The sequence below is a fragment of the Staphylococcus sp. ZWU0021 genome (assembly GCF_000798895.1).
Lineage (GTDB): Bacteria > Bacillota > Bacilli > Staphylococcales > Staphylococcaceae > Staphylococcus > Staphylococcus saprophyticus.
This window is the reverse complement of record NZ_JTLN01000023.1, coordinates 21302-43802: the sequence shown is the minus strand read 5'-3', so window position 1 is coordinate 43802 and position 22501 is coordinate 21302. Positions and strand designations below refer to the sequence as shown.

The 22501-nt window shown below is 33.4% G+C and carries 21 protein-coding genes; 18 read left to right on the top strand and 3 right to left on the bottom strand.

Annotation, left to right across the window (positions count from 1 at the left end; genetic code table 11):
* The first annotated feature begins 10 nt into the window (after nucleotides 1-10).
* The 4 genes from L987_RS05205 to L987_RS05190 all read left to right on the top strand — a co-directional run bounded on the left by L987_RS05205 (nucleotide 11) and on the right by L987_RS05190 (nucleotide 3619).
* Nucleotides 11-1378 (top strand): EVE domain-containing protein, encoded by a 1368-nt coding sequence (locus L987_RS05205; RefSeq protein WP_011302649.1) that lies wholly within the window; start codon nucleotides 11-13, stop codon nucleotides 1376-1378.
* Nucleotides 1379-1708: 330 nt separating this feature from the next.
* Complete coding sequence (locus L987_RS05200; protein ID WP_002482690.1) at nucleotides 1709-2092, top strand: thiol-disulfide oxidoreductase DCC family protein; 384 nt, start codon at nucleotides 1709-1711, stop codon at nucleotides 2090-2092.
* 33 nt (nucleotides 2093-2125) lie between these two features.
* Nucleotides 2126-2989 carry a ribokinase gene (gene rbsK / locus L987_RS05195; RefSeq protein ID WP_011302650.1) on the top strand — a complete coding sequence of 288 codons (864 nt, stop codon included), beginning with the start codon at nucleotides 2126-2128 and terminating at the stop codon, nucleotides 2987-2989.
* A 180-nt stretch (nucleotides 2990-3169) separates the two neighbouring features.
* Nucleotides 3170-3619: a Dps family protein gene (locus L987_RS05190; protein ID WP_011302651.1), complete on the top strand. Its 450-nt coding sequence runs from the start codon at nucleotides 3170-3172 to the stop codon at nucleotides 3617-3619.
* 184 nt (nucleotides 3620-3803) lie between these two features.
* Here the strand turns inward: L987_RS05190 and deoD are convergent, their stop codons facing one another.
* Nucleotides 3804-4514 (bottom strand): purine-nucleoside phosphorylase, encoded by a 711-nt coding sequence (deoD, locus tag L987_RS05185; protein ID WP_011302652.1) that lies wholly within the window; start codon nucleotides 4512-4514, stop codon nucleotides 3804-3806.
* A 184-nt stretch (nucleotides 4515-4698) separates the two neighbouring features.
* Here deoD and deoC point away from each other — a divergent pair, with 184 nt between their 5' ends.
* The 4 genes from deoC (at nucleotide 4699) to L987_RS05165 (ending at nucleotide 8280) form a co-directional block, all read left to right on the top strand.
* The gene (deoC, locus tag L987_RS05180) at nucleotides 4699-5361 is read left to right on the top strand and encodes a deoxyribose-phosphate aldolase (RefSeq protein WP_002482694.1); all 663 of its coding nucleotides are present in this window, start codon (nucleotides 4699-4701) and stop codon (nucleotides 5359-5361) included.
* A 67-nt stretch (nucleotides 5362-5428) separates the two neighbouring features.
* Nucleotides 5429-6730: a pyrimidine-nucleoside phosphorylase gene (locus L987_RS05175; RefSeq protein ID WP_011302654.1), complete on the top strand. Its 1302-nt coding sequence runs from the start codon at nucleotides 5429-5431 to the stop codon at nucleotides 6728-6730.
* A 12-nt stretch (nucleotides 6731-6742) separates the two neighbouring features.
* Complete coding sequence (gene deoB / locus L987_RS05170) at nucleotides 6743-7930, top strand: phosphopentomutase (protein WP_047503331.1); 1188 nt, start codon at nucleotides 6743-6745, stop codon at nucleotides 7928-7930.
* Nucleotides 7930-8280 carry a DoxX family protein gene (locus L987_RS05165; protein WP_047503329.1) on the top strand — a complete coding sequence of 117 codons (351 nt, stop codon included), beginning with the start codon at nucleotides 7930-7932 and terminating at the stop codon, nucleotides 8278-8280. Before deoB ends, L987_RS05165 begins: the two co-directional genes overlap by 1 nt.
* 93 nt (nucleotides 8281-8373) lie before the next feature.
* On the opposite strand, the gene L987_RS05160 is transcribed toward L987_RS05165, so the two are convergent.
* Nucleotides 8374-8844 (bottom strand): S-ribosylhomocysteine lyase, encoded by a 471-nt coding sequence (locus L987_RS05160; RefSeq protein WP_002482698.1) that lies wholly within the window; start codon nucleotides 8842-8844, stop codon nucleotides 8374-8376.
* A 283-nt stretch (nucleotides 8845-9127) separates the two neighbouring features.
* Here L987_RS05160 and L987_RS05155 point away from each other — a divergent pair, with 283 nt between their 5' ends.
* The 3 genes from L987_RS05155 to L987_RS05145 all read left to right on the top strand — a co-directional run bounded on the left by L987_RS05155 (nucleotide 9128) and on the right by L987_RS05145 (nucleotide 12529).
* Nucleotides 9128-10312: a M20 family metallopeptidase gene (locus L987_RS05155; protein WP_041080792.1), complete on the top strand. Its 1185-nt coding sequence runs from the start codon at nucleotides 9128-9130 to the stop codon at nucleotides 10310-10312.
* Entirely contained in the window at nucleotides 10309-11505 is a 1197-nt protein-coding gene (gene ldmS, locus L987_RS05150; protein WP_011302658.1) for an L-aspartate--L-methionine ligase LdmS, read from the top strand. The genes L987_RS05155 and ldmS overlap by 4 nt, the downstream gene beginning before the upstream one ends.
* A 358-nt stretch (nucleotides 11506-11863) precedes the next feature.
* Nucleotides 11864-12529 carry a DUF2750 domain-containing protein gene (locus tag L987_RS05145; RefSeq protein ID WP_047503326.1) on the top strand — a complete coding sequence of 222 codons (666 nt, stop codon included), beginning with the start codon at nucleotides 11864-11866 and terminating at the stop codon, nucleotides 12527-12529.
* A gap of 480 nt (nucleotides 12530-13009) precedes the next feature.
* On the opposite strand, the gene coaW is transcribed toward L987_RS05145, so the two are convergent.
* Nucleotides 13010-13807, bottom strand: a complete 798-nt coding sequence (gene coaW / locus L987_RS05140) for a type II pantothenate kinase (protein ID WP_047503324.1) — start codon at nucleotides 13805-13807, stop codon at nucleotides 13010-13012.
* 215 nt (nucleotides 13808-14022) lie between these two features.
* Here coaW and L987_RS05135 point away from each other — a divergent pair, with 215 nt between their 5' ends.
* The 7 genes from L987_RS05135 (at nucleotide 14023) to L987_RS05105 (ending at nucleotide 22476) form a co-directional block, all read left to right on the top strand.
* Nucleotides 14023-14883, top strand: coding sequence for a GNAT family N-acetyltransferase (locus L987_RS05135; protein WP_011302661.1), 861 nt, complete (start codon nucleotides 14023-14025; stop codon nucleotides 14881-14883).
* Between the two features lie 109 nt (nucleotides 14884-14992).
* Nucleotides 14993-15538 carry a DNA-directed RNA polymerase subunit delta gene (gene rpoE / locus L987_RS05130; RefSeq protein WP_047503322.1) on the top strand — a complete coding sequence of 182 codons (546 nt, stop codon included), beginning with the start codon at nucleotides 14993-14995 and terminating at the stop codon, nucleotides 15536-15538.
* A gap of 319 nt (nucleotides 15539-15857) precedes the next feature.
* Complete coding sequence (locus L987_RS05125) at nucleotides 15858-17468, top strand: CTP synthase (RefSeq protein WP_047503320.1); 1611 nt, start codon at nucleotides 15858-15860, stop codon at nucleotides 17466-17468.
* A 257-nt stretch (nucleotides 17469-17725) separates the two neighbouring features.
* The gene (fdaB, locus tag L987_RS05120) at nucleotides 17726-18586 is read left to right on the top strand and encodes a class IIb fructose-bisphosphate aldolase FdaB (RefSeq protein ID WP_011302664.1); all 861 of its coding nucleotides are present in this window, start codon (nucleotides 17726-17728) and stop codon (nucleotides 18584-18586) included.
* Nucleotides 18587-18966: 380 nt separating this feature from the next.
* A complete protein-coding gene (locus tag L987_RS05115; protein ID WP_011302665.1) occupies nucleotides 18967-20226 on the top strand; it encodes a UDP-N-acetylglucosamine 1-carboxyvinyltransferase in 1260 nt (419 codons plus the stop codon).
* A gap of 86 nt (nucleotides 20227-20312) precedes the next feature.
* Nucleotides 20313-20636 carry a winged helix-turn-helix transcriptional regulator gene (locus L987_RS05110; RefSeq protein WP_011302666.1) on the top strand — a complete coding sequence of 108 codons (324 nt, stop codon included), beginning with the start codon at nucleotides 20313-20315 and terminating at the stop codon, nucleotides 20634-20636.
* Between the two features lie 412 nt (nucleotides 20637-21048).
* Nucleotides 21049-22476, top strand: a complete 1428-nt coding sequence (locus tag L987_RS05105; RefSeq protein WP_011302667.1) for an aldehyde dehydrogenase family protein — start codon at nucleotides 21049-21051, stop codon at nucleotides 22474-22476.
* Nucleotides 22477-22501 lie beyond the last annotated feature (25 nt).

Genomic DNA, 22501 nt, shown 5'->3' with positions numbered 1-22501 from the left:
GAGTATCTAAATGGCAGAGGAAACAAGTTATTTTTGGTTAAACTGCGGTTATAATCGCTGGAACCATAATGAACCAATGGTTGGACAAACAACATTATTTGAATCAGGTGCACAATTTAATCCCTCTCAAGGTTTCCGTTCATTTAAACAGGCCAAAGTTGGTGACCAGGTCATCTTTTATCAAGTGCAGATGGACACTGGTTTATTAGGATTTGGTGAAATCACAAGTGTACAAACGGGTGCTCAAAATAAAATTCGCGTTCATTTTGAATTACAAGAACAATTAAAGCCGTTAACAGCTGATTATTTAAAAAGAAGTGAACAGTTAGAATTTAGAATGGGTAATATGAAAGAAACATTATTTAATCAAATTACTAAAGAAGAGTATGAACTAATCGTTAGCTTAGGCAAAGGCCAAACTAAAATACCTAGATACTTTTTTATATCTGAGGAACAAGAATTTGAACCAGAATCATATAACACGATATTTACACATACGTATAATGGTATAAAAAGAAATGGTTATCATTTTTATACACAGTTAGAAATAGGGGACCAACTTGTTTTTTATAATAAAAAACGAGAGCAATCGGTCATTGGCGTTGGTGAAGTGAGTAAACATATACATGAAAAGCCACCTATTCCTGGTAGAACTAATAGTACGGCTATTGAAGTATATTTTGAAAAAGAAATTGAACCTGTCTCATTAAGTACTTTGAATAAGCATCCTAAATTAAAAAATCTTTACTACTTACAGGAAAATGCAAAACAAGCGATTGCAAGTATGTCACAAACGCAATTTGAATCTATACTTGAAATGAGTGCGAATGATGGTTTGAAACCACAATTTGAAGCCGTGCAAAGCGATAATGTGATAGATAAGCCAGCAGAAGATTTGAAACCATTTATTCTGCTTGTAGTAGATAAAGGAGAAGGATTAAAAGCGGCAGAAGACTTATTGCAAAAAACAAATGCGAATCCAGTTATTACTTCTGGGCACCCGGATTTCACAGAAGACATGCTTTATGGAAAATATTTACCAAATGAGACGGGCGCTTTATATTATAGAGAAGGTTTTATAACGAATCTCATGCCTCGAAAAGATAAAAGTTATTTAGTTATAGATAATTTTAACCGTATAGATCCTGATATTTTTCAAACATATATCAATGTGTTGGAAGGCTATGAGATGACGTTACCACGTTATAATAAAGATGGTACTATGGTTAAATGGTCTAGAAAAAAAGATTCGTTTTATCATTTTAATCCGAATTGGCATATTGTCGCTATCACGTATGACAGTTTAAATGAAATTAAACAAAAATACACAGAACAGTTTCTAAAATATACTAGAATTGTTAAAGTGAACCAAGATTAAAAAGAGTTTAGAATAATTGAACTTATACGTTATGATGAAGCATAAGTAATTATGAAAGCATATGAAATGATCAATCCTTCAAGAATGGATTGGTCATTTTTTTATGCAAAGTATGACAATATAAATGTCTATTAATTATTTAAATTATAGTGGATACTTTTAAAACAGAAGCGTAAAAAAGACATAATGTTTTTAATCGACGAGCACTGATAGGAATAGGCAGATATAAGCACTTATGATTTATTTTAAGGAAATTAGGATATAATAAAAGTAAGTCCCATTATATAATGATAATGGTAGACTAAATATATCATTTTAGGAGCGTTGTATATGCCAATAATTTATTATGATGGTAACTGTGTTTATTGTTATAACTATGCGATCTGGTTAATTCAACACGGACTTTCTACACGTTATCAATTTGCCAAATTACAGGGTGATGTAGCACAAAATTTATTAGAAAATTATCCAGAAGCGCAACAATACGATAGTGTGATTTTACAAGAAGGTGACCAGTTGAAATATAAATCTGATGCAATTACAACCTTAATCACATCGTTGACTAACTACAAATGGTTAGGTATCTTGTTGCGTTTCGTGCCAAATATAATCAGAGATTTTGGTTATCAATTATTTGCTGATAATAGAAATCATATGTGGAAAACCCATTGGCATGAACCTAATGATTATGAAAAATCATTTTTTATTGACTGATTATTTTTTACTGAAAATACGGAGGAAACAAACATGGGAAAAATTATTGTAATTGGTAGTGCATCAATAGATTTAGTTGTAAAAACTGATATATTGCCCGAAGCAGGAGAAACAGTAATGGGCACTTCATTTTTTACTAATCCTGGTGGCAAAGGCGCAAATCAAGCGGTAGCGGCTGCACGCTTAAGTAATGAAGTGTATATGATAGGTGCAGTGGGCGATGATGCATACGGCAAACAAATTTTGGAAAACTTGAAAGATAATCATGTTGATACCACTTACATGGACATCATTGACAATGAGAAGTCAGGTACAGCACACATTACATTATTTGAAGATGATAATCGTATTATTGTCGTTCCGGCTGCCAATAACTATATTACACCAGATATTGTTTTGCCAAAGTTGGAAAACTTTGGTGAAGATGACATTATTTTGCTCCAACATGAAATTCTTGAAGCAACGGTTCAATCAGTTGTCACATATGCAGCAAAGCATGGTATCAAAGTTATTTTAAATCCTGCGCCTTATCGTGAATTGGATAAAGAAGTAATCGAAAAAGTAACATGGATAACGCCGAACGAATCAGAAAGTGAATTACTATTTGACCATCAAGTAGAACAAGCACTTAAAGCATATCCACGTAAACTTATTATTACGCAAGGCGCAAAAGGCGCATTGTTTTATAGCGATACGCAACAACTGATTGAAGGTTATAAAAAGGAAGTCATAGATACAACAGGAGCTGGAGATACTTTTAATGGTGCACTAGCAGTTGCATTAATTGAAAATAAGTCATTGGAAGATGCTGTGAATTTTGCTAATTTGGCTGGTAGTTTTTCAGTGACAGGTTTAGGTGCACAAGGCGCAATGCCGTATAGAAAAGACTTGGAATAAGTAGTGCGCAATTTGTTATAATAAGTGTAGGTCATTAAATGGACATCTAAATTAAAATGATTCTAATTTAGAGCACGAATATTCTTTACAGATTAGAATTATTATAATATAATAATTATTGTAATCAAGAACGGTGTTGTCATTTAATGATAATATTGAAATTTAAAGGAGAGATTTTACATGGCAAAAAGTAATGAAGAAGTAGTAAAAGTATTAAATCAACAAGTAGCAAACTGGACAGTCGCATTCACAAAATTACACAATTTTCATTGGTATGTAAAAGGTCCTAATTTCTTCTCACTACACACAAAATTCGAAGAATTATATGACGAAGCAAGTCAATACATTGACGATTTAGCTGAGCGTATTTTAGCTGCTGGTGGTAATCCAGTTGCAACATTAAAAGAAAGTTTAGATCTTTCAATTATCAAAGAAGCAGGCAAAGGTTACAAAGCTGAAGAAATGGTTGAAGAACTTTCACAAGACTTCGATAATGTATCTAAACAATTAGAAGAAGCAATTGAAGTTGCTTCAAATGCAGATGATGATGTGACTGAAGATATGTTCATCGGTATGCAAACAAATATAGATAAACATAACTGGATGTTAAAATCATATTTAGGTAGATAATACATTCAGTTTAAGATAAAGAGAATAGTGTCTGGGCATATAGCTTAGACGTATAAAAGAGGCCCTGTCTATTTAAATAGACAGGGCCTCTTTCTTTATAAAAAATGTTAGCTGAGTGTTATGAATTAGCACACTAGCTCTATATGTACTTATTTACATATCAATCTGAAACCTAAAGAAAATGTTATTCAGCAATTTCTAATGCTATTTCCATCATTTGAGTGAAAGAGTTTTGGCGTTCTTCAGCAGTTGTCGCTTCATCACGTAAGATATGATCGCTTACTGTAAATATGCCTAAAGCTTTTTTATTTGCATAAGTAGCGTTTAAATATAGTGCTGCAGACTCCATTTCAATACCTAAGACACCCATGCGTTGCCATTGTTCATTGAATGTAGGGTCGGCATTATAGAACGTATCAGAAGATAAGATATTGCCAACATGTGTCGTAGCACCGATATCATCTGCTTTTTGTTTAGCTTTTAATATTAATTCAAAATCTGCTAATGGTGCAAAATGACCAGGAATGTTGTATTGCTCCACATAACTAGAATTCGTAGAAGCACCTTGTGCAATAATCACATCATATAAGTTAACGTTTTCTTGTAAAGCACCGCATGAGCCGATACGGATGATTGTGTCTACATCAAAGAAATTGTATAGTTCATACGAATAGATACCAATACTTGGAACGCCCATACCTGATCCCATTACAGATACTTCTTTACCATTATATGTACCAGTATAACCAAACATATTACGTACTTCGTTAAATTGTTCAACGTTTTCTAAATAGTTATCCGCAATATATTTTGCACGAAGTGGATCCCCTGGCATTAATACGGTTTTAGCTATTTTTTTCCCATTAGGTTGAATATGAGGTGTTGCTTTTGTCATAATCATCTTCTCCTTTAAATTCTTTATCAAATTAAAGATAACATTTGTTTATTATTTTTGCGAATTTTTGTAGTATAGAGGTAAAGAGAGAATGTTTATAAACATATATGTTTAATTTTACTATATAATTATGAGTGGGTTAAAACACCATATGCTAATAAACAAAATAATAGGAGGATTTAATATGAATTACGCAAAATATATAGACCACACATTACTTAAACCGGAATCTACGAGAAATCAAATAGATAAAATTATCGAGGAAGCGAAAGCGTTTAATTTTAAATCGATTTGTATTAATCCAACACATGTAAAATATGCTGCTGAACAACTTAAGGGTTCAGATGTATTAGTATGTACAGTTATAGGTTTTCCATTAGGAGCATCAACAACTGAAACAAAAATATTTGAAACAGAAGATGCTATTAATAAAGGTGCATCAGAAGTAGATATGGTAATTAATATTGGTGCTTTAAAAGATGGACGCTTTGAAGACGTTCAAAAAGATATCGAAGGTGTCGTAGGTGCAGCGAACGGTAAAACAGTTAAAGTTATTATTGAAACATGCTTATTAACTGATGAGGAAAAAGTCAAAGCAAGCGAATTAAGCAAGGTAGCTGGTGCTGATTTTGTTAAAACATCAACAGGATTTGCTGGTGGTGGTGCTACACCTGAAGATGTTAAGTTAATGAAAGATACAGTGGGCGATGATTTAGAAGTAAAAGCTTCTGGTGGCGTTAGAAATCTTGAAGACTTCAATCATATGCTTGAAGCAGGTGCCACACGTATTGGCGCTAGTGCAGGCGTTGAAATTGTACAAGGTTTAGAAAGTGACTCAGATTATTAATAAATAACTGAAATCTTGTCTGAATACAGTTATGTATTGACTTGAAAAATAGGGGAGGCCAACTCATATGAGAATGGTAGATATTATTGAAAAAAAACGTGATGGTCAAGCGCTAACGAAACAAGAAATTGAATACTTTATTGATGGATATACAAATGGAGATATTCCTGACTATCAAGCTTCTAGTTTAGCGATGGCGATTTATTTTCAAGATATGAATGATGATGAACGAGCTGCCTTGACGATGGCGATGGTTAATTCAGGTGATGTCATTGATTTATCTAATATTAATGGGGTTAAAGTGGATAAGCACTCAACGGGTGGTGTTGGTGATACGACGACACTAGTACTTGCACCATTAGTGGCTGCGGTAGGTGTGCCAGTAGCGAAAATGAGTGGTCGCGGACTAGGCCATACTGGTGGTACCATTGATAAATTAGAATCAGTTGAAGGTTTCCATGTTGAAATTAGCGAAGAACAATTTGTTAAATTGGTTAATGAGGCGAAAGTTGCAGTCATTGGTCAAACTGGGAATTTAACACCCGCTGATAAAAAACTATATGGACTTCGTGATGTTACCGGTACGGTGAATTCAATTCCACTGATTGCATCGTCTATAATGAGTAAAAAAATTGCTGCTGGCGCGGATGCAATTGTATTAGATGTTAAAACCGGTAATGGCGCATTTATGAAAACGTTAGAAGATGCAGAAGCGTTAGCGCATGCCATGGTTCGTATCGGTAATAATGTAGGTAGAAATACAATGGCAATTATTTCGGATATGGGCCAACCACTTGGCAATGCAATAGGTAATGCTTTAGAAGTTAAAGAAGCGATTGAAACGTTGCAAGGTAATGGACCAGAAGACTTAACAGAGTTAGTTATGACGCTAGGTTCACAGATGGTAGTCGTCGGTGGAAAAGCTCAAAATCTTGATGAAGCACGTAAAATGTTAGAACAAGCAATTCAAGATGGTTCAGCGTTAGAAAGTTTCAGAACATTTTTAGAAAACCAAGATGGCGATGGTTCTGTTGTAGACGATGTATCAAAATTACCACAAGCCAAATATCAAATTGAACTACCCGCACAAAGTGAAGGCATTGTAACTGAAATTATTGCAAATGAAGTCGGTGTAGCTTCTATGATGTTAGGTGCAGGCAGACAAACTAAAGAAGACGAAATAGATTTAAGTGTGGGTCTCGTATTGCATAAAAAGGTTGGAGATAGCGTCAACAAAGGAGAGGCTTTGTTAACAATCCACAGCAATCAAGAACAAATTGATAACGTAAAAGATAAACTATTGCAAAGTATTACGATTAGTGACACTGGTAATGAACCAACATTGATTCATAAAATAATTACTGAATAGGAGAGGAATATTATGACTACACCATTTAAACGAGTTCATTTAATTGTCATGGACTCTGTTGGTATTGGAGAAGGACCTGATGCAAAAGCTTTTGATGATGAAGGCAGTCACACTTTAAAGCATACGCTCGAAGGATTTGAACAGTCATTACCTAACTTACAAAAATTAGGTTTAGGTAATATTGAACCTCTTCCGGTTATTGATAAAGAAGCGGAACCACAAGCTTTTTACACAAAAATGAGTGAAGCTTCAGTCGGCAAAGATACCATGACTGGCCATTGGGAGATTATGGGGCTAAATATCATGCAACCATTTAAGGTCTATCCAGAAGGATTTCCAGAAGAACTGGTTAATGAAATCGAAACGTTAACAGGACGTAAAGTTGTAGCCAATCGTCCTGCATCCGGTACGCAAATCATAGATGAATGGGGCGAACATCAGATGAAGACGGGTGATCTAATTGTCTATACTTCTGCAGACCCAGTACTTCAAATTGCAGCTCATGAAGATATTATTCCCTTAGAGGAACTATATGACATCTGTGAAAAAGTAAGAGAATTAACCAAGGATCCTAAATATTTAATAGGCAGAATCATTGCTAGACCTTATATTGGAGAGCCAGGTTCATTTAAACGAACTTCTAATAGACATGACTATGCATTAAAACCATTTGGTAGAACAGTAATGAATGAATTAAAAGATAATGGTTATGATGTCATTGCCCTTGGTAAAATTAATGATATATTTGACGGTGAAGGTGTGACTGAATCGATACGTACCAAAGATAACATGGATGGTATTGATAAATTAATTGAAACTGTGCAACGTGACTTTAATGGGTTAAGCTTTTTAAATCTTGTTGATTTCGATGCCCTTTATGGCCATCGTCGTGATAAACCTGGATATGCACAAGCGATTAAAGATTTTGATGAACGTTTACCTGAACTTATGAATCACTTACAAGAAGAAGATTTAGTTATTATTACAGCAGACCATGGTAATGATCCAACTGCAGATGGTACGGATCATACTAGAGAATACATTCCTGTACTTATGTTTAGTCCTAAAATGACTGACTATCATGAGCTAACGATAGACAGCACATTTAGTTCTTTAGGTGCAACGATTGCTGATAATTTTGGTGTGAAATTACCTGAATTTGGCAAAAGCTATTTGAAAGAAATGGGTGTTGAAAAGTAATGCATATTTTAAGAATGCTATTTGGAATTGTCTTTAGTGTTGCAGGGGTACTCCATTTTAAAGATGAAGAACAATTTAGATGTATTGTACCAGCGTACTTACCATTTCGAAAAGCAGCTGTGTTAATCACAGGCGTTATGGAAATCGTGTTTGGTGTCATATTATTAATGAAACAACCTACTAAGGGTCAAAAAAATGCACTCATAGCGTTTTTATGGGCGGTCTTACCAGCGAATATTTATATGGCGCGCAAACAAATTCCAATTGCTGGTCAACAACTTCCGAAATGGGCTTTATACGGACGTATTCCATTGCAATTTGTGATGATGAAATTAATCAAAAAATTATAACTTACTAAACTAAAATAAGAGAGCACATGCGTTTGAAATGACGCTGTGCTCTCTTATTTTATATATTTATAAAATGCTAACTCACATTATAAATTATTGTGCTTCACCATAGATATCATGCCATTCAGCTTTTTTGTCTAAGAATGTTTGGGCTATTTCTTTGGCGCCTTCTAATGAATGGCTAGCAGCCCAACCACATTGAACTTCATTACATGCTGGCACTTCTGTAGCATTTAATACATCTTTAATTGTTGCTTCGATAATATTTAACACATCTTCATAGTCATCATGATTGATAAATGAAACGTAAAATCCTGTTTGGCAACCCATTGGACTAATATCAACGACTTTATCTGAATGATTTCTAATATTTTCTGCCATTAAATGTTCTAATGAATGTAATCCAGGCATATCCATATGCTCTTTGTTTGGTTGTTTAAAGCGGATATCATATTTATGAATTACATCACCGTTAGCGCCTTCCATTTTCCCTGCTAATCTCACAAAAGGTGCTACAACGATTGTATGATCTAAATTAAAACTTTCTACGTTCATTTTTGGCATGGTGTATCCTCCTCATATATAACTTAAATTAATTGTAACAAGTTAAAAGAGGATTTACAATTTTTGAAATGTGGTATAAAGGGGTATGAAAGTTATTTTTATAAATTTCAGAAAATGAATGACAGAATTCAATAAACCCGATAGAATAAGTAATAATTAAATCATGTTTTGTGCATTATGAATCATATGTTGTGTTATTTAATAAATTACTTATTGCATTTGATTTATTTTATAAATTGAGTATAAACATAATGCCAAGTAATTTAGGAGGCAGTGTTGAATTATGGAAAATAAACAAATTGTATTGGACTATATAGAAAATGAAAAGTATAAATATTTAGAAATGAGCCATCAAATCCATCAAAGACCTGAATTAGGTAATGAGGAGATATTTGCATCTAGAACGTTAACGGAAACGTTAACGCAACATGGTTTTGAAGTCGAAACAAATATAGCAGGACATGCGACTGGCTTTATAGCAAGTTATGATTCAGGACAAACGGGACCAACTATAGGTTACTTGGCCGAATATGATGCATTGCCAGGGTTAGGTCACGCGTGTGGTCATAATATTATTGGTACCGCTAGTACATTTGCGGGTATAGCCTTAAAGCAAGTGATTGATAAAGTCGGCGGAAAAGTAATTGTATTAGGCTGTCCTGCAGAAGAAGGTGGAGAAAACGGTAGTGCTAAAGCGACTTATGTTAAAGAAGGTATTATTGATGATTTAGATATCGCCTTAATGGTGCATCCTGGTAATGAAACATACAGAACAATCAATACTTTGGCTGTAGATGTACTAGATGTTAAATTTTTTGGTAAAAGTGCGCATGCATCTGAAAATGCAGATGAAGCGAAAAATGCACTTGATGCAATGATTTCATATTTTAATGGGGTTGCGCAATTACGTCAGCATATAAAAAGTAGTCAACGTGTCCATGGCGTTATATTGGATGGTGGACAAGCAGCGAATATTATACCTGATTTTACACATGCGAGATTCTATACTAGAGCAACAAGTCGCCATGAGTTAGACATTTTAACTGAACGAGTTGGTCAAATAGCTAAAGGTGCGGCATTGCAAACTGGATGTGATTATGAATTTGGACCTATACAAAATGGCGTGAACGAGTTTATAAAATCTTCAAAACTAGATGATTTATTTGCTAAATATGCAACAGAAATGGGTGAAGCTGTCATTGATGATGATTTTGGTTATGGCTCTACTGACACGGGAAATGTGAGTCATGTTGTACCAACGATACATCCACATATTAAAATTGGATCACGTAATTTAGTAGGTCATACGCATAGATTTAGAGAGGCTGCAGCAAGTACCCATGGGGACCAAGCGTTAATTAGAGGTGCTAAGATTCTCTCGCTTATGGGATTAGAATTATTAACGAATCAAGCGTTGTTTGATGAGATTATTGAACAACATCAATTTATAAAGGGGCATAAAAAATGACTAAAGAACGCTCTCATAGACCCAAATTAACACTTAGTGACCTTTACGATTCTAGCGTTGTCTATACTTCTAGACCGTCTTATATTTCAAATCCATGGCTGGAACCTGAAGAACACCAATCGAATTTTTTAACAGGTAGAGAGCTGATAATAGCTAATCATATGCCAGTAATCGTTCATGAAGCGAGCGTCACTGATAAATTAAAGCAGTTATTTGAAGCGGTAGGGAAAACAATGCCTACAAATATCATTCAATTCAACGATCAACAAAGTTATGAACAAACTTTAAAAGTGTTAGCGCAAGAAGAGAATAAGAAAATTTATTTTCAATATATTCATGGTGAAGATATATTAACTAAAGCGCATTATGCACTAGATAAAGATATCTTTGTTGCATTAAATAATAAAGCAAGAATTCCTGAATGGACGAACAATCAATTCCTTCCCCGTCGAGAAGTTGTAAACATTGAAGATTTTGAGGCGGCGGTGTCTGAATGGTCGTTCCCATTTGTATTAAAACCTGGGGATGACTTACCAACTGCTGGCGGGTATGGTGTAATGATTTGTTATTCAGAAGAAGATTTAACAAAAGCAAAAACACGAATTGCTCAAGCTCAATCAGAAACAGACACAATGATTATAGAGCAAAAGATAGAAGCGATTGCTAATTATTGTGTACAATTTGCATATTCTGAAAATGGAGGCATACGATATATAGGTACTTCAGCTCAACTCACAGATGCTTACGGCTATTATAGTGGAAATGAAAATGCGCCGGATGTACCTAAACACGTGATAGAAGCTGGTAGAGAAATCATGGAAATTGGGGTATCTAAAGGTTACTTTGGCGTAGCGGGCTTTGACTTGTTATTAGACGACAAAAATGATGTATATGCGATTGATTTGAATTTTAGACAAAATGGTTCGACAAGTATGTTGTTGTTAGAGCCTTTACTTCAACAAGGCTATCATAAATTTTATAGTTATATTTCGCCTGGTGATAACGAACAATTTTTTGCGACAATTTTGAAATATGTGCGACTGGGCGTATTATTTCCACTTTCTTATTATGATGGTGAATGGTTTGAAAATGATACGGTGCAATCTAGATTTGGTTGTATATGGCATGCTGAAAACAAAGCTACGGTTGATACATTGGAGCAACAATTTCTAAAAGAGATTCAAGAAAAATAAAATGTGGAATTAAAATTAGTGGTTCTACTCAGTAGATAATAATTTAAAAGCTAAAAATGTAAAGTGTCTGGGACATAAATAGGTGTCTCAGATTTTTTAATTGGACAATAGATGTGAACTACTACCAGCGATCCAAAGTACTATTGATATATTTTATGCGAATGCGTAGTGGTTATGTATACGATTAGAATATTAGCCAAGGAAGAGAATGACTTTTATTCTTTAATTTTTATTGAAAAATTTGATTCCTGTTAATACTTTCTAAATTTATAAGGAACATTCGTTGATTGACTAGAAACATACAGTCATTTATATTTTAAATATAAGTAATTATTATAAATGAATTGAAGGTGAAAATATGTCTTACAAAGAAAGTTCATTTTTTCAAGATATTTTAATAAATGAAGTTTTTTATGTCGCAACTAAATCAAAGCATTTGATTAGACAAGAAATATCTGAACAAAATGTAGTATGTGCTTGGACAGATAAAGCAACAGCAGAAAGTTATTTAAATAAAGAGCAAATTGAATATGACAAAGTAAAAACGGTTGATATTGATCGTTTTGTAACTTATGAAATTGACGATATTTTTGATGAAGATGATGAGGTATTGATGAACCCAACTTCACATAAAGATGGTGAACGCGTTCGTATCGTTGCAGCTTCAAATGAATTGATGTCTGATTTGGATAGTATTAGATTGAAAGAATTTGTTAAAGATGTTGCTAAAGAAGATGCTGTGTTTGGATTAACTAATAAGAATGAAAAACAATTTATCATGATCAGTGATGAAGCACACCAAAAACCACATATTATGCCTGTATGGAGTATTAAAAACAGAGCTGAAAAGGTGAGAAATCAAGATTTTGAAGAATGTGAAATTATTGAGATTGAAGGGGAAGTATTTGCTGAATGGTTAGATACGTTACGTGATGATGACCATGCAGTTGCAATAGACTTGAAGCCAGGCGTAGTCGGAACAGTTGTGCCTGCTCAAAAAGTAATTGACCAGTTAACATTTTAATTAAAGGTTATCAACAATATAGCTGTTTATGAGTTATGTATTTATAATATTTATAATTTAGAGCACAAATTTTATCGTATCGAAATAGTTATAGATTTGTTTGGAGTAATAACTAGTTGAAATAAAGAGATTGAGTCATAAATAGATAATGTCAAAAAGTCTGGAACATAATTAGGCGTCTAGGCTTTTTGTCAATTTAAACAATTGGTGTAAAGTCCAACTGCTTATTTTAAACAGTTACATGATTAGTATCTGTATTATTCAATTTCATATTTATAAATAAAACAGTAATTTCTAGTGTTTTAAACTAGAAATTACAGTTTTTTGTTTATACCCATTCAGTATGATTGTAAAAATCCTATAAAATCATTTTTCATTTAGATAACTCATATAATGTCCTGTTTTTAATATGTCATATTGTGGCAGATAAACGTGCTTAATGAGCAGTCTATACATTATATAATTTAATGAATATAAGCATTATAAATGTATAGAACCTAGAGCACCAGAAAATGCACCATGCTCAATATAATAAGGTTCACACCCACGTAAAACAGTATAGTCTTTGACGACATCCTTTAATAAATCGTTATTGTGGAAGGAAGAACCGATATAGGCAACATTTTTTGTATTATGTTCTCTTGCGACAGTAATTGACATTGTCGTAATGACTTCACCGACGACTGCAATTACAGAAGCCAATTTATCTGCATCTGTAAATGATTCATCTAAATGATGTAGCACATTACCAAAGTTAGCTGCAGTTAAATCGCCAGAAATAGGAGGCTCACTATCTTTATATATATGTTTTACCTTTAAATCTATAATATCACGGTTACCATTTTGAGCTGTATCAGTTAACTGTTTATAGTTACTGATACCTGTGAGTAGGTATCCAAGGCCTTGTATCATACCGCCACCGGTGCCTATTCCGCCTACACGCTTTTGCGCTTTGCCATTTGAAAAATGAAGTGAAGTACCAGTACCAACATTAGTGAAAATATAATCATCTAAGAAATGACCTTGTTCTTCTAATAGAATTTCTAGCCCTTTAGCTGCAGCATCAAATTCAACAAATACACGAGATTCACAATTGAGTTGTTCATTAATTATGGCAGCTTGCCCACCCGTCAGATTAATGTTGTTACAATCTTGTTGATTTAACCATTGAATGACTTCCTCAATTTCAGTAGTTAATCTTGTGCTGTATGTTCGTTCACCGTTTTTTTCTTGAACAATTTTAATGAGCGTGCCACCAGCATCGACACCTATCTTCATCTGTATTCCCCCTAATAAAAATTTCCATTATAACTTATAGTATAATAAAATGAAGGAAAATCAAATATGGATTTAATAGGATTGATAGAATAGTTCACAATTAAGGCTGTTAATTAATTAGGTATGTTTCTAAATTATATGTAAATTTATAGGTTGATTTGATTCAGAAGTGGTATGAATAAATAACGACTACGTTTTTAATAGGGGATTAAAACATGTTTATAAAGGAAAATTTTGAAAATATTACGGTACAAGTTTATGAAGAAAAATATAGACAATCTTTATATGATTTCAAATTAAGTGAAAGACAGCAAATTTATTCATCATTACCTAAAGATGTATTGGATGATGCGATCAATGATGAAGATAGAATTCCAAATATTGCACTAAATGATGAAGGTGAAGTCGTTGGCTTCTTTGTACTGCATCAGTATTATCAACATGAAGGATATGACACGCCAAATCAAGTTATATATGTGAGATCCTTATCAGTCAATGAAGATTTTCAAGGTTATGGCTATGGTACGAAAATGATGATGTATCTGCCTAGGTATGTACAGACACTTTTTCCAAATTTTAACCATTTATATTTAGTGGTCGACGCTGAAAATAAAGGCGCTTGGAATGTTTATGAACGTGCGGGCTTTATGCATGCAGCTACAAAAGAAGAAGGACCTATTGGAAAAGAAAGGTTATATTACCTTGATCTAGATTCTAAACATGTCTCTTCTTTAAAATTAAAACCGAACACAGAAGAACAACCATTCAATATTCATATCATTGATTTAATTAAAGATGATAATAAAGTGGGATTTATTGCTATTGAAAGACATGAAGATCGAATGAATATCTCTTCGGTTGAAGTTAACAAAGAAGAACGGCACCATGGTATTGCTGAAAGCGCATTGAGACAATTATCTACATATGTACGTAAACATTTTGATAATGTAAAGTTATTGACAATCACTTTGTATGGTGAAAATAATGAATTAAAACCGTTATGTATAAACAGTAATTTTGTTGAAATAGATGCCGCAGATGATTATATTGTCTTTGAAAAATATATAAATTACTAAATGCGATTGCGAAATCAGGAATTGTCATTTATAATTTACATTTGTTATTATTACTTATGTTAAACTTAGTACTGATTTGGATAAACGCCTTTGAAAGGAAGAATAAATAATGAGAATTCAAGATTACACAAAAGAAATGGTTGATGAGAAATCATTTATCGATATGGCATATACGTTATTAAATGAAAAAAATGACACAATGAACTTATATGATATTATTGATGAATTTAAAGCACTTGGACATTATGAAGACGACGAAATCGAAAATAGAATTGTTCAATTCTATACAGATTTAAACACAGATGGTCGTTTTTTAAATGTTGGTGAAAATATTTGGGGATTACGTGATTGGTATTCAGTTGCAGATATTGAAGAAAAAATTGCGCCTACGATTCAAAAATTTGATATTCTGGACGACGATGATGAAGAAGATAAAAACTTAAAATTACTTGGTGAAGATGAGGCTGATGATGATGATATTCCAGCAGTTACAGATGACCAAGAGACTTTGAATGATCCAGAAGATCCAGAAGATGACGATGTTGATGAAGATCTTAATGAAACAGATATCGTTATCGATGAAGATGATGAAGATTTAGACGAAGAAGATGAAGAAGAAGAAGAATTTGAAGACGAAGAAGAAACAGAAGAATAATTCTTTGAGATTTAATTGACTTTTTTCGTGAACATGATAAAATTTTATTCGGGCTCCTTTAATTAGGACGACGTGTATAAATATTATACGCTCCCCCTTACAACCATGTGAGAGGGAGCGATTTTTTTGTTTTAAATAATATATCAGTTTTATAGTATTTTATATTTTGAAAGTACTTGTTACGACAATTAATACATATAATGATGAAGCATTTAAATATGTAAATGTTGTATCACAAAATTTAGCAACTAATTTGGAAATTTGATACGAATCAAAACGTATTGTAAGAAAATACGGTTTTAATCATAGGAGGCAGAACATGACAAAATTCATTTTTGTAACTGGTGGAGTTGTTTCTTCATTGGGTAAAGGTATCACGGCAGCATCTTTAGGAAGATTATTAAAAGATAGAGGATTAAAAGTCACGATTCAAAAATTTGATCCATACTTAAATGTTGACCCAGGCACAATGAGTCCATATCAACATGGTGAAGTTTTTGTGACAGACGATGGTGCTGAAACTGACTTAGACTTAGGACATTATGAGAGATTTATTGATATAAATTTAAATAAATATTCAAATGTAACGGCTGGGAAAGTTTATTCTCATGTCTTAAAAAAAGAGCGTCGTGGTGATTATTTAGGTGGTACAGTTCAAGTTATCCCGCACATTACGAATGAAATAAAAGAGCGTTTATTATTAGCTGGGGAAAGTACAAATGCAGATGTAGTTATTACTGAAATTGGTGGTACAACAGGGGATATAGAGTCATTGCCATTTATTGAAGCAATTAGACAAATCCGTAGTGATTTAGGACGCGAAAATGTAATGTATGTTCACTGTACTTTGTTACCATATATCAAAGCTGCTGGAGAAATGAAGACAAAACCAACACAACATAGTGTGAAAGAATTAAGAGGTCTTGGTATCCAACCAGATTTAATTGTTGTTAGAACAGAATATGAACTTACTCAAGATTTAAAAGATAAAATTGCGCTATTCTGTGATATTGATAAAGCAAGCGTTATAGAATGTCGTGATGCTGATTCATTATATGAGATACCTTTACAATTAAGTAAACAAGATATGGACGATATTGTGATTAAGCGTTTAGAATTAAATCCAAAATACGAAACGCAATTAGATGAGTGGCAATATTTATTAGATACGGTTAACAGTTTAGATGGCAAGATAACAATTGGTTTAGTAGGTAAATATGTAAGCTTACAAGATGCATATTTGTCAGTTGTCGAGTCATTAAAACATGCTGGCTATCCATTCAAAAAAGATATCGAAGTGAAATGGATTGATTCAAGTGAAGTTACCAATGAAAACGTTGCTGAAATATTAGCAGAAGTTGATGGTATATTAGTACCTGGTGGATTTGGATTCCGTGCAAGTGAAGGTAAGATATCAGCTATTAAATATGCACGTGAAAATAATGTGCCATATTTCGGTATTTGTTTAGGTATGCAATTAGCAACTGTTGAGTTTGCTCGAAATGTCATTGGACTAGATGACGCGCATTCAGCAGAATTAGATCCTAATACACCACATCCTATAATCGACTTATTACCAGAACAGAAAGATATCGAAGATTTAGGCGGTACACTACGCTTAGGTTTATACCCTTGTCATATCAAAGAAGGTACATTAGCAAATTCAATTTATAATGAAACTGAAATTGAAGAAAGACACCGTCATCGTTATGAATTTAATAATGAATATAGAGAACAACTCGAAGCAAACGGAATGGTGTTTTCTGGAACAAGTCCAGATGGTCGTTTAGTAGAAATGGTAGAAATTCCAAGCAATGACTTTTTCGTTGCATGTCAATTCCATCCAGAATTTTTATCAAGACCTAATCGCCCTCAACCGATTTTCAAAGCATTTATAGAAGCATCATTGAACCATCAGCAATCTAAATAATATGTTAAGACACACATACTCGAACTATTACGTCGAGATGTGTGTCTTTTTTTATTTAGTGCTTCGTTCAAATGTATGTATATAAAAATGGGGTATAAACGATTATTAAAATTTGAAATTTAGGCGATTTTTATACATCTAGAATAAAAATATAAAATAAAAACGCTTACAAATATATTGAAGAATGCAAAAGGTATATGACTTTGATATAATTAGATTGTAAAAATATGTGCTTAAAGCACCAAGGAGGAACTTTCATGCCTTTAGTTTCAATGAAAGAAATGTTAATAGATGCAAAAGAAAATGGTTACGCAGTAGGTCAATATAACCTTAATAACTTAGAATTCACTCAAGCAATTTTAGAAGCTTCTCAAGAAGAGAACGCTCCTGTAATTTTAGGTGTATCTGAAGGTGCTGCTCGTTACATGGGTGGTTTCTATACAGTTGTTAAAATGGTTGAAGGTTTAATGCATGACAAAGAAATTACTGTACCAGTTGCAATTCACTTAGACCACGGTTCAAGCTTTGAAAAATGTAAAGAAGCAATTGACGCTGGATTTACATCAGTAATGATTGATGCTTCACATGGTTCATTCGAAGACAATGTTGAAATCACTTCAAAAGTTGTAGAATATGCTCATGAACATGGTGTTTCAGTTGAAGCAGAATTAGGTACTGTTGGTGGACAAGAAGATGATGTAGTTGCTGACGGCGTAATCTATGCAGATCCTAAAGAATGTCAAGAACTTGTTGAAAAAACAGGTATCGATACATTAGCGCCAGCATTAGGTTCAGTACACGGACCTTATAAAGGTGAACCAAAATTAGGATTTAAAGAAATGGAAGAAATTGGTGCTTCTACAGGATTACCATTAGTATTACACGGTGGTACAGGGATCCCAACGAAAGATATCCAAAAAGCAATTCCTTTTGGTACTGCTAAAATCAATGTAAATACAGAAAACCAAATTGCTTCAGCTAAAGCTGTTCGTGAAGCTTTAGACAATGATAAAGAAATGTATGATCCTCGTAAATATTTAGGACCTGCACGTGAAGCGATTAAAGCTACTGTTATTGGTAAAATTAAAGAGTTTGGTACATCTAACCAAGCAAAATAAGTTAACGAATAACTTTTGATACTTTATATATGTTGTATCGATTTATGAGGGCGAGACGTCGAAATCAAATTCATTTTTTTGATTTCTGCTTCGCTCTCTTTTTTATGTTATAATTTGTTAGGTTTGTGTAAAAAAGCAATCAGGAAAGCACGGATAACATAAAATTTTAATAATAAATCCTTATAATTATGATTTGAATTGGTAAATAATGGGAATTGAAACAATAGTAAAAAAAATTATATACAAGAGAAAACACTTTATTTTATATGAAATAAATTTTAATAAACTGATGTGCTTTGCAAACTGTAATAAATTAATTTATAATGCAAATGATGTTATGGAAGAGAAATATTGATTGAAAGGCAAAGGAGAACATACGAATGGCTCAAGAAGTGATTAAAATTAGAGGTGGTCAAACACTAAAAGGTGAAGTGAACAACCACGGTGCTAAAAATAGTGCAGTAGCAATTATTCCAGCCGCAATTTTGGCTGAAGACAAAGTAACAATTGAAGGCCTTCCAGAAATCTCTGATGTAGAAACTTTAGTAAGTTTACTTGGAGATTTAAATATTAAGACTGAATTAGATGGTATGACATTAAATGTTGATCCAAATGAAATTGAAAATGCACCATTACCTAATAATAAAGTAGAATCGTTACGTGCTTCATATTATATGATGGGCGCTATGTTAGGTAGGTTTAAAAAATGTGTGATTGGATTACCAGGTGGTTGTCCTTTAGGACCGAGACCCATTGATCAACACATTAAAGGTTTCAAAGCTTTAGGTGCTAAAATTGATGAATCAAGTTCTACATCAATGAAGATAGAGGCTGACAAATTAACAGGTGCGAATATCTTTTTAGATATTGTAAGTGTTGGTGCAACAATCAATATTATGCTTGCAGCAGTTCGTGCTGAAGGTCAAACTGTCATTGAGAATGCTGCAAAAGAGCCAGAAGTAGTTGACGTAGCTAATTTCTTAACAAGCTTAGGTGCAGATATCAAAGGCGCTGGCACAAGTACGATTAAGATTAATGGCGTAGAACATTTACACGGTTCACATCATCAGGTCATTCCAGATAGAATTGAAGCTGGTACATATATGTGTATTGCCGCAGCATGTGGTGAAGATATAACAATTAATAATATTATTCCAACGCATGTAGAACCATTAACAGTGAAATTAAAAGAGCTTGGTGTTGATATTCAAGTTGGTGATGATAGCGCCGTAATCCAACGTAGTACACCATATGCTAGTGTTGATATTAAAACACTTGTATATCCTGGATTTGCTACCGATCTTCAACAACCTATTACCCCATTATTGTTTATGGCTGATGGTGTATCATTTGTTACCGAAACGATTTATCCAGCACGTTTTAGACATGTAGATGAATTGAAAAACATGGGTGCAGATATTTCGGCAGATAATGGTACAGCAACAATTAAGCCATCTAAACTTACTGGCGCAGAAGTTTATGCTAGTGATTTACGTGCAGGTGCTTGCCTTATTGTAGCTGGTTTATTAGCTGAAGGTGTTACAACAATTTATAATGTGAAGCATATTTATCGTGGTTATACTAATATCGTTAGTACTTTAAAATCTTTAGGTGCAGACATTTGGACTGAAGAAGTATAGAAAATGTGGTATAATAAATATACTTAGTAACCAAAGTGTACTTAGTTTAAATGATAATAGAATAAATCGATATTGAGGTGATGACCATGAAGGTTTGCCCTTATCTAGAAGAAACCTTTAAAATAGTAGGTAGAAGTTGGAATGGTCTTATTATTAATTATTTATCTAGATGTACGGAAAAGTCTGCACACTTTTCAGATATGAAACGTGATTTAAAGACAATTACACCACGTGCACTTAGCATAAAGTTAACGGATCTTAGTGAATGGGGACTAGTTGAAAAGAAAGTGGTTTCTACCAGTCCAATGAATATTCTTTACCAACTGACAGATAAAGGTGATGCTTTAGCAGCAGCATTAGTGCCAATGGAAAAATGGGCTCAAGATTATATTGAACTCGAAAATAAATAGTAATTAAATTCTAAAGTAAAAGCGAAATTCAAAATATTACTAAAAGAGAATGGAGCACACAGTCTTAATTAGGTATTTCTAAAGACAATCAATTCTATTAGTTGTGATTGGAAAGTAGCGTATTAAAGTGGAAGTATAATTTAATCATTTTCGATTGCTCTGAATTTTTAAAGAGACCAAGACATAAATCGATGTCTTGGTCTCATTTTGTATATGAATTGGAGGGTACATGTAGTTATTCACTGAATAACAAAATGGCGCTGAAATTTAATGGGTTAAAAAAATTGTGTAAAATGAATGGAAAACGCTTTATAACAACGTTTGCTACGATTTGGCGTGAGCACTTATGTTTAAAAAAATGAAATCTCGGTTAAAATGGTATTATCAACAAAAGTTAAGGAGTGAATTATTGATGAGAAATTTCACTAAACAATATATCAACGGAGAATGGGTTGAAAGTACAAGTGGAGAAACACTTGAAGTAATTAATCCTGCAACAGAAGAAGTTGCTGGTACGATTGCTAAAGGTAATAAAGAAGACGTGGAAAAAGCTGTAGAAGCAGCAGATAACGTATATTTAGAATTCAGACACACTTCAGTTAAAGAAAGACAAGATTTATTAGATCAAATAGTACAAGAATATAAAAATAGAAAAGAAGACTTAATTCAAGCAATTACAGACGAATTAGGTGCACCTCTATCTGTAGCGGAAAATGTACACTATCAAATGGGCTTAGATCATTTTGAAGCAGCACGTGATGCATTAAATGATTTCCAATTTGAAGAACGTCGAGGCGATGATTTAGTTGTCAAAGAAGCAATCGGTGTTTCAGGACTTATTACACCATGGAACTTCCCAACAAATCAAACGTCATTGAAATTAGCTGCTGCTTTTGCTGCTGGTAGTCCGGTAGTATTTAAACCTTCAGAAGAAACACCATTTGCAGCTATTATATTAGCAGAAATTTTTGATAAAGTGGGTGTACCTAAAGGTGTATTTAACTTAGTCAATGGTGATGGACAAGGTGTAGGTAATCCATTAAGTGAACATCCAAAAGTAAGAATGATGTCATTTACTGGTTCTGGCCCAACAGGTTCAAGTATTATGAAAAAAGCTGCAGAAGATTTCAAAAAAGTATCACTTGAACTAGGTGGTAAATCACCTTATATTATTTTAGATGATGCTGATATCGATGGTGCAGCAAGTGCAGCTGCTAATAAAGTAGTGTTCAACACAGGGCAAGTTTGTACTGCAGGTACAAGAACAATCGTTCCAGCAAGTATAAAAGAAGACTTTTTAACAGCTGTAAAAGAAAAATTCAGTCAAGTAAAAGTAGGTAACCCTAGAGAAGAAGGTACACAAGTTGGACCAATTATAAGCAAAAAACAATTTGACCAAGTACAAGCCTATATTGACAAAGGTATTGAAGAAGGTGCCGAATTATTATATGGTGGCCCTGGTAAACCTGAAGGATTAGACAAAGGTTACTTTGCAAGACCAACTATTTTTAATAATGTAGATAACAGCATGACAATTGCCCAAGAAGAAATATTTGGACCAGTAATGTCTGTGATCACATATAATGATTTAGATGAAGCAATCAAAATTGCAAATGATACAAAATATGGTTTAGCTGGTTACGTTTATGGTAGTGATAAAGATACACTTCATAAAGTAGCACGTTCAATTGAAGCAGGTACAGTTGAAATTAACGAAGCTGGACGTAAACCTGATTTACCATTCGGTGGTTATAAACAATCTGGTTTAGGCCGTGAATGGGGCGACTACGGAATCGAAGAATTCTTAGAAGTTAAATCAATTGCAGGTTACTACAATTAATAAGTTAATTTAATAGGTAATGTGA

Excerpts from the sequence above, each read along its gene's own strand:
- L987_RS05125 (WP_047503320.1), top strand. The coding sequence starts at position 15,858 with ATGACAAAATTCATTTTTGTAACTGGTGGAGTTGTTTCTTCATTGGGT.
- L987_RS05115 (WP_011302665.1), top strand. The coding sequence starts at position 18,967 with ATGGCTCAAGAAGTGATTAAAATTAGAGGTGGTCAAACACTAAAAGGT.
- L987_RS05165 (WP_047503329.1), top strand. The coding sequence starts at position 7,930 with ATGCATATTTTAAGAATGCTATTTGGAATTGTCTTTAGTGTTGCAGGG.
- L987_RS05190 (WP_011302651.1), top strand. The coding sequence starts at position 3,170 with ATGGCAAAAAGTAATGAAGAAGTAGTAAAAGTATTAAATCAACAAGTA.
- fdaB (WP_011302664.1), top strand. The coding sequence starts at position 17,726 with ATGCCTTTAGTTTCAATGAAAGAAATGTTAATAGATGCAAAAGAAAAT.
- L987_RS05135 (WP_011302661.1), top strand. The coding sequence starts at position 14,023 with ATGTTTATAAAGGAAAATTTTGAAAATATTACGGTACAAGTTTATGAA.
- deoD (WP_011302652.1), bottom strand. The coding sequence starts at position 4,514 with ATGACAAAAGCAACACCTCATATTCAACCTAATGGGAAAAAAATAGCT.
- L987_RS05155 (WP_041080792.1), top strand. The coding sequence starts at position 9,128 with ATGGAAAATAAACAAATTGTATTGGACTATATAGAAAATGAAAAGTAT.
- coaW (WP_047503324.1), bottom strand. The coding sequence starts at position 13,807 with ATGAAGATAGGTGTCGATGCTGGTGGCACGCTCATTAAAATTGTTCAA.
- L987_RS05110 (WP_011302666.1), top strand. The coding sequence starts at position 20,313 with ATGAAGGTTTGCCCTTATCTAGAAGAAACCTTTAAAATAGTAGGTAGA.
- deoB (WP_047503331.1), top strand. The coding sequence starts at position 6,743 with ATGACTACACCATTTAAACGAGTTCATTTAATTGTCATGGACTCTGTT.
- ldmS (WP_011302658.1), top strand. The coding sequence starts at position 10,309 with ATGACTAAAGAACGCTCTCATAGACCCAAATTAACACTTAGTGACCTT.
- L987_RS05160 (WP_002482698.1), bottom strand. The coding sequence starts at position 8,844 with ATGCCAAAAATGAACGTAGAAAGTTTTAATTTAGATCATACAATCGTT.
- deoC (WP_002482694.1), top strand. The coding sequence starts at position 4,699 with ATGAATTACGCAAAATATATAGACCACACATTACTTAAACCGGAATCT.
- rbsK (WP_011302650.1), top strand. The coding sequence starts at position 2,126 with ATGGGAAAAATTATTGTAATTGGTAGTGCATCAATAGATTTAGTTGTA.
- L987_RS05105 (WP_011302667.1), top strand. The coding sequence starts at position 21,049 with ATGAGAAATTTCACTAAACAATATATCAACGGAGAATGGGTTGAAAGT.
- L987_RS05200 (WP_002482690.1), top strand. The coding sequence starts at position 1,709 with ATGCCAATAATTTATTATGATGGTAACTGTGTTTATTGTTATAACTAT.
- rpoE (WP_047503322.1), top strand. The coding sequence starts at position 14,993 with ATGAGAATTCAAGATTACACAAAAGAAATGGTTGATGAGAAATCATTT.
- L987_RS05175 (WP_011302654.1), top strand. The coding sequence starts at position 5,429 with ATGAGAATGGTAGATATTATTGAAAAAAAACGTGATGGTCAAGCGCTA.
- L987_RS05145 (WP_047503326.1), top strand. The coding sequence starts at position 11,864 with ATGTCTTACAAAGAAAGTTCATTTTTTCAAGATATTTTAATAAATGAA.
- L987_RS05205 (WP_011302649.1), top strand. The coding sequence starts at position 11 with ATGGCAGAGGAAACAAGTTATTTTTGGTTAAACTGCGGTTATAATCGC.